This is a genomic window from Halorubrum distributum JCM 13561, from assembly GCF_000337395.1.
Lineage (GTDB): Archaea > Halobacteriota > Halobacteria > Halobacteriales > Haloferacaceae > Halorubrum > Halorubrum distributum.
Genome location: NZ_AOJF01000023.1, coordinates 69771 through 76261 on the forward strand (window position 1 = coordinate 69771; position 6491 = coordinate 76261).

At 61.1% G+C, this 6491-nt stretch carries 5 protein-coding genes; 4 read left to right on the forward strand and 1 reads right to left on the reverse strand.

Annotated features, from left to right (window positions below; all coding sequences use genetic code 11):
* Position 1 precedes the first annotated feature (1 nt).
* Entirely contained in the window at positions 2–1873 is a 1872-nt protein-coding gene (gene glmS / locus C470_RS02710; protein ID WP_008365114.1) for a glutamine--fructose-6-phosphate transaminase (isomerizing), read from the forward strand.
* A gap of 875 nt (positions 1874–2748) precedes the next feature.
* Here the strand turns inward: glmS and aglM are convergent.
* A complete protein-coding gene (aglM, locus tag C470_RS02715) occupies positions 2749–4071 on the reverse strand; it encodes a UDP-glucose 6-dehydrogenase AglM (RefSeq protein ID WP_008365115.1) in 1323 nt (440 codons plus the stop codon).
* A 517-nt stretch (positions 4072–4588) separates the two neighbouring features.
* Between aglM and C470_RS02720 the strand changes: the two genes are divergently transcribed.
* From C470_RS02720 to C470_RS15535, 3 genes are all read left to right on the forward strand, one after another.
* On the forward strand, positions 4589–5413 hold the full coding sequence (locus C470_RS02720; protein ID WP_008365117.1) for an IS5 family transposase: 825 nt from the start codon (positions 4589–4591) through the stop codon (positions 5411–5413).
* 42 nt (positions 5414–5455) lie between these two features.
* A complete protein-coding gene (locus C470_RS16410) occupies positions 5456–5650 on the forward strand; it encodes a hypothetical protein (protein ID WP_152418623.1) in 195 nt (64 codons plus the stop codon).
* A gap of 455 nt (positions 5651–6105) precedes the next feature.
* Positions 6106–6444 (forward strand): hypothetical protein, encoded by a 339-nt coding sequence (locus tag C470_RS15535; protein ID WP_152418624.1) that lies wholly within the window; start codon positions 6106–6108, stop codon positions 6442–6444.
* Positions 6445–6491: the final 47 nt, after the last annotated feature.

Here is a 6491-nt window from a genome sequence, read left to right on the forward strand (position 1 = left end):
CATGTGTGGGATCACCGGCTACATCGGCGAGGGAATCGCCCTGGATGAGGATGACGAGGCGGGTACCGCTGCCGGCAACGGCGGCGTCGCCAGCGTGGGCGATATCGTCCACGAGGGGCTCCGCAACCTGGAGTACCGCGGCTACGACTCGGCGGGCGTCGCGCTCGTCGGCGAAACGAGCGGGCTCACCGTCGCAAAGCGGTCCGGCGAGGTCGACAACCTCACGGTTCCGGACGTCCCGGACGCGACGCTCGGGGTCGGCCATACGCGCTGGAGCACGCACGGGCCGCCGACCGACGCGAACGCCCACCCGCACACGGACTGCGCCGGCGACGTCGCGGTCGTTCACAACGGAATCGTCGAGAACCACGAGGCGCTCAAAGCCGAGCTGGCTGACCACGAGTTCACGAGCGACACCGACACCGAGGTCATCCCACACCTGATCGAGGAGGAACTCGCTGCGCAGCGCGGCGAGGGCGACCTCCTCAACGCAGTCCGCGCCGTCGAGGTCCGCTTGGAGGGGAGCTACGCGATCTGCGCGGTCCGCGAAGGGGAAGACGAAATCGTCGTCGCGCGCCGCGGGAGCCCGCTCGTGTTGGGCCGCAACGACGACGCGACGTTCGTCGCCAGCGACGTGACGGCGTTCCTCGAGCACACCCGCGACGTGACCTACCTCGAGGACGGCGACGTGGCGGCGCTGTCGGCCGAGGGCGTCGAAATCTACGCCGACGGCGACCTCGTCGACCGCGGCGTTGAGACCGTGACGTGGGAAGCCGACGCCGCCGAAAAGGGCGGGTACGAGCACTACATGCGCAAGGAGATCCACGAACAGCCCGAGTCGCTCCGGCAGACGATCGCGGGGCGGCTCGACGTGGACGCGGGCGACGTCGACCTCGACGTCTCGTTCCCGCCGGGCTTTCTCGCCGATCTGGAGGAGATCCAGATCGTCGCCTGCGGCACCTCCAACTACGCGGGCCGGTACGCCGCGCAGCTGTTCGAGGAGCTCTCGGGGGTGCGCGCGACCGTCGAGATCGCCAGCGAGTACGAGTTCGGCGCCGGGCGCAGCCCGGACCGGACGCTGGTCGTCGCGGTGACGCAGAGCGGCGAGACCGCGGACACGCTCGGCGCGGTCCGCCGCGCGAACGCCGCTGGCGCGCGGACGTTCGCCGTGACGAATACCCTCGGTAGCACCGTCACGCGGGAGGTGGACGACACCGCGTTTATCCGCGCTGGCCCCGAGATCGGCGTCGCCGCGACGAAGACGTTCGCCTCGCAGGTGGCGACGCTGACGATGCTCGCCGTGGCGATCGGCCGCGAGCGCGGCGCGCTGGGGGCCGCCGACGCGCGGCCCGTCTTGGAGGGGCTCCGCGACCTTCCGGGCGCCGTTCAGCAGGTGCTCGACAACGAGGACGCGGTGCGCGAGGCCGCGACCGAGTACGGCGACAGCGAGGCGTTCTTCTTCGTGGGGCGGCAGCTCGGCGTCCCCGTCGCCTTGGAGGGCGCGTTAAAGCTCAAGGAGATCTCCTACGACCACGCCGAAGGGTTCGCCGCCGGCGAGCTCAAACACGGCCCGCTCGCCTTGGTGACGCCCGACACGCCCGTGTTGGCGGTCCTGACGGACGGCTCGCGCGCCGACGAAACGATGAACAACGTGACCGAGGCGCAGACGCGCGGCGCGCCCGCGATCGGCTGCGTCTCTGCCGGTGAGGAGTACGGGACGCTCGACGTGTCGCTGCTGGTGCCCGACGTGGGAGTCGTCGAGCCGCTCGTCGCGAACGTCTACCTCCAGCTGTTCGCGTACCACGTGGCCAACGACAAGGGCCGGTCGATCGATAAGCCGCGGAACCTTGCGAAGAGCGTCACCGTCGAGTAGCACTGAATCGCCCGCGGCCGTTTCGTGGGCGACTGTCACACGACCGTTAACCAACATTGGAGTGTGGCGGAAGGATTGTGTTGGGTAACATGTCTTTGTGGAGACTGCGGGCCACGTGAACAAGCGTCGCCACACGAGTCTGTGATGACAACGACACCTTACCGCCCGTGCAACTGCTGTGGCGGAAGGCCGGGGGTTCAGAGAGCCGGTCCGGCCGAGCTACACTGGTTTGTCCCGCCGCAGTAAGACGAGCGGTAACGGGTGAAACACCGGTCAGGGAGCCGCGATCGCACCCGGAGTTACAGAGCTAACAGGCAACCGAACACCGGTGCGGCCGCGGATCGCGTCGCAGTCCCTGAGTTAGTCACCTCGCCGGCACAGCCTGTCGCACGCGACCGGGTCTCACATCCTCTCAGAACCCAAATATTCGAGAGGCGTATCCGGAAAACACCCCGGGACCACCGGATGTGTTTCGGCCGATCTCTGAGATCGGACACCTGAAACGTCGACTACGAACTGGACGATAGCCCCGCGATGTGTCCCAGGTACACGTACGTGGCTCCTCGCTGCTGTCGGGCGATTTTTGTTGCGTGGTCTTGTGGTCGCGTGCGAACAGCGTTCCTCGTCAGCGGCGCGTGAGCGCGGTCGGCCCCAGGTGCGCGTGTTACACCCGTTCTCACGGGGAGTACTGCGGCCGGGATCAGCGGGTGTAGCTCCAGTGGTTTCGCTGGGGAGCGGGGATCTCGCGGGAGAAATCTATTTTCCAGGGATGAATTACCCAGGACTGGCAGGAACAACTTGTGCTCCCTACGCTGAGCCGTCGACACGACAGCCGGCGACCGGGAGCAGGTCGACATCGCTGCGACTCTGGGAGCTCACCAGGTCAACCCCTCGTAGATGATCCCGTCGCGCCGCTCGATGATCCGCCGCCCGTCGACGACGATCGGGGCCGCCATCGCGTCGAACTCGGCGTCGAGCGCGGCGAACTCGTCCCAGTCGGTGACGACGACCGCGCCGTCGGCGCCGTCGAGCGCCGCCGCGGCCGAGTCGGCGTAGGTCACGTCGTCGACGTAGTTGGGGGCGTTGCCGGCCGCGACCGGGTCGTAGGCGGTAATAGTGGCGCCGCGCGCCTGGAGATCCTTGATCACCGGAATTGCTCGGGAGTTTCGCATGTCATCGGTCCCCGGCTTGAACGCGAGGCCGAGCACGGCGATGGTCGCGCCGTCGACTCCGCGGTCACGGTGGGCGGCGAGGTGGTCGGCCAGCATGGCGACCAGCCGCGCCGGCTGGCGGTCGTTGACCTCAACTGCGGCGTTGAGCATCGCCGGGTCGTAGCCGGCCGCCTGCGCCGCGGAGATAATTGCGCCCACGTCTTTCGGGAAGCAACTTCCGCCCCAGCCGACGCCGCTCTGGAGGAACTGCGCGCCGATGCGGTCGTCGAGGCCGATCGCGTCCGCGACCTCGTAGGCATCGACGCCGAGCGCCTTACAGATGTTCCCGATGTCGTTGATCAGGCTGATCTTCGCCGCGAGGAAGGCGTTGTTGGCGTACTTGATCATCTCGGCGGTCCGCGTGTCCGTCTCCACGACCGGCGCGGCGGCAGCCTCGACGAGAGGGTCGAACACCGCGCGCATGTCGTCGAGCGCGCGATCGTCGTCCGCGCCGAGGACGACCTTGTCCGGGTTCAGGAAATCATGAACCGCCGTGCCTTCGCGGAGGAACTCCGGATTCATGCCGACGCCGAACGCCTCGCCGGCTGTCTTGCCGCTCTCTCGTTCGAGGATGGGAGTGATCGTGTCCGCAGTCGAGCCGGGGACGACCGTGCTCTTGACGACGACGGTGTGCCAATCGGCTTTGTCCGCGAGCGTCTTACCGAGTTGGCTCGCACCCGCCTCCATGATGGATAGGTCGACGCTGCCGTCGTCGTTCTGCGGGGTGGGGAGACAGAGGAACGTTACTTCGGTGTCGCGGACGGCCGCGTAGTCGGTGGTCGCCCGGAGCCGGCCGGTGCCATTCGGTCCGGCGTGTTCGGCGATTAGCTCCGAGAGGCCCTCCTCGTGGATCGGCGCGTCGCCGTCGTTGATCGTCTCGATGACCGACTCGTCGATGTCGATGTTCACCACGTCGTGGCCGAGGTTCGCGAAGCAGGCAGAGACCGTCGTGCCGACGTAGCCGCTGCCGACGATAGAGATGTCCATCTTGGCTCTCCGTTTGAGAGTCAAGGATAAAAGGGTTCGATCAGAGCACGGAATTCGATGATTGGATTCCGTTGACGACGAGTACACGCATCGCGGCGAAAGTTCAGAAATTGGTCCCTTGTAGAACGAAGCAGATTGTTTCTCTACGGAGTATATCTGTTAGTCGTCGATAGGTGGCTTTTTTAAGGTCCAAGTTGTCGTCCGGCTCGGTATCGGTGATCAGGTGGTCAAGGCGTTCCTCGACATGGACACAATACTTTGGGTACCCGACATCCATGAGACAGCCGTATAGACGAATCGCATCGATAGTGCTGCCGGACTGGATAAGCAGATTTCATCCTCGAGTTCATACTTGCCACAATCAGATGGGTAAAAAAGTGACACGCGTGGGAGATGGTCGGCGTGAACGAGTAAAGGCCCAACATCAAGAGGTTGATCAGCGTGCTGTGTTGAATAGCGATCTAATCGACTAGTATCACGGGGTAGAAGGACGAAGCCGAGGAAATCGATTCTGTCCATGGAAGTCGATCTCCTCGACTTCGTTGAGCAGTGTCGTCGCCTAGTCAAACAAGCGTTGGGAAAGCACGCGGGCGAACCCGCCAGCGGCGGGTTCGCCCGCTGGAAACACGTTGTGCTACACTGTTTTCGGCTCGAAGACGGCCACAGCTATCGTGAAACGCCGAATCGGCTGAACTACATGGCTGAGATTCGTAACGTCCTCGGCTTAGATCGAGACGATCTCCCAGACTACAGCACGATCTACAAATCGTTTGATCGGCTGAAAATGTGGATATGGCGGGCGCTGCTGCGAATTTCCGCGCAGCAGCACCCGCAGTCTGGCCACGCTGCGCTCGACAGCACGTTCTTCGACCGGCGACGTGCGTCCTCGTACTTTCGTCAGCGGGCAGGACGGACGATACAGACGCTGAAAGTCACGACATTAACTGATGTGGAATCGCTGGCTGTTCTTGACGTTCACATCGCAGCTCGGTGGAAGCATGATACGAAGACGGGACCGCAGGTCGTCCGCCGAAACGCGGACGACCTGCAGTCCGTCGCCGCCGACAACGGCTTCCAAGACTGGCACACCGAGTACGAGATCGCCGCACACGACCTCGATTACCTCGTTCATTATCGCGGCTCGTCAGCCAACGCAGCCGCAAACAACGCGCTCAACCGAGCAAACGGCTACTCTCAGCGGTGGATGGCCGAAACATCGTATTCGACAACGAAGCGCTCGCTCGGCGATGCCGTGCGAGCGCTTGGCTGGTATCGGCAGTTCCGTGAGATCGTCTTGATGTTCGCTATCATCAACATAGAACCACTGTGTGAGCCGCTGTAACCGTGACTCAGCAGCTATTCAACACAGCAGATCAGCGGGCTGTTGGACTTTTTCGACGACCCCAAAGACTTTGCCGTACTCGATAGTTTTGAGCACCCCGTAGCGAGAGGCCTCCTCGTAGGAGGCCTCCTCAACCAGGAACGCAGCGTCGGTGCCGTCTTCCTACTGCCGATTGGCCACGTCGTCGAGGTCCCCGCGAAGGATGTTGTCGCCGAGCATCAACATAATACTACGTAGACATGAGGCTCAATCTGGAGGATAGTGTGGGCGAAGTCAAGCGGTTCTCACTGTTGTTTGTACTTGATCGGGAGGTTATGGTAAGTATCAACGTAGCGATCAATGATCTGTTCGGTCTTTATCGAACGATCAGGAGGAGTTCAGTAGGGCCGACGCCAATCAGATTGTAGAACAGATCTTAGATACGGGCCTACAACCGGTATCACCACTGAAGTGGTCGAAAATAGACACAAACCACTCAATCTTTTGACCACCTTATACTTCTACTTATCTCAAGACCGCCCCTCAAGCTTCGTTTCGAGACTTCCACAAGTTTGTTCCGACTGACACAATATATAGTCTCGAACAATCTATCAAGCAGTGATCCAGATATCTTCATCAGATCCCACAAAATCGAATATCTGTCTCTTAGGACTCCGAATAGATTAACACGGGCCGATTATATTGGTTAATGTATGAGTGTTAATCAGATTGTCCGGAAATTGTATTATTTTTATGTATATTTATTTATAATGATCACATCTAGGTGGGAAATTGGTACGAATATCTATGATTTAGACTGGGATGTATTGATTGTGTTTGACACGTGCCCCGTAGATACATTAAAAGCAGTCACAGACAAATACATCTTTTTAAAAGAAGAGGTTGGATCAATATGGTCTGCCGACAGTTCATCAATAGAATGGATGGGTGAGACATTCCAAGCAGAATACGAAGGTGAAATCAGAAATACAGCGTATATCTCTGTAAATGGCTGTGTTGAATCGCCATACTGCTGCGAGGTAGGCCGCTAAATCAAAGGAGCTGAAGCGGGAGACTTCAGTTGCCTATGACCCAAATC

Excerpts from the sequence above, each read along its gene's own strand:
- aglM (WP_008365115.1), bottom strand. The coding sequence starts at position 4,071 with ATGGACATCTCTATCGTCGGCAGCGGCTACGTCGGCACGACGGTCTCT.
- glmS (WP_008365114.1), top strand. The coding sequence starts at position 2 with ATGTGTGGGATCACCGGCTACATCGGCGAGGGAATCGCCCTGGATGAG.
- C470_RS15535 (WP_152418624.1), top strand. The coding sequence starts at position 6,106 with ATGAGTGTTAATCAGATTGTCCGGAAATTGTATTATTTTTATGTATAT.
- C470_RS02720 (WP_008365117.1), top strand. The coding sequence starts at position 4,589 with ATGGAAGTCGATCTCCTCGACTTCGTTGAGCAGTGTCGTCGCCTAGTC.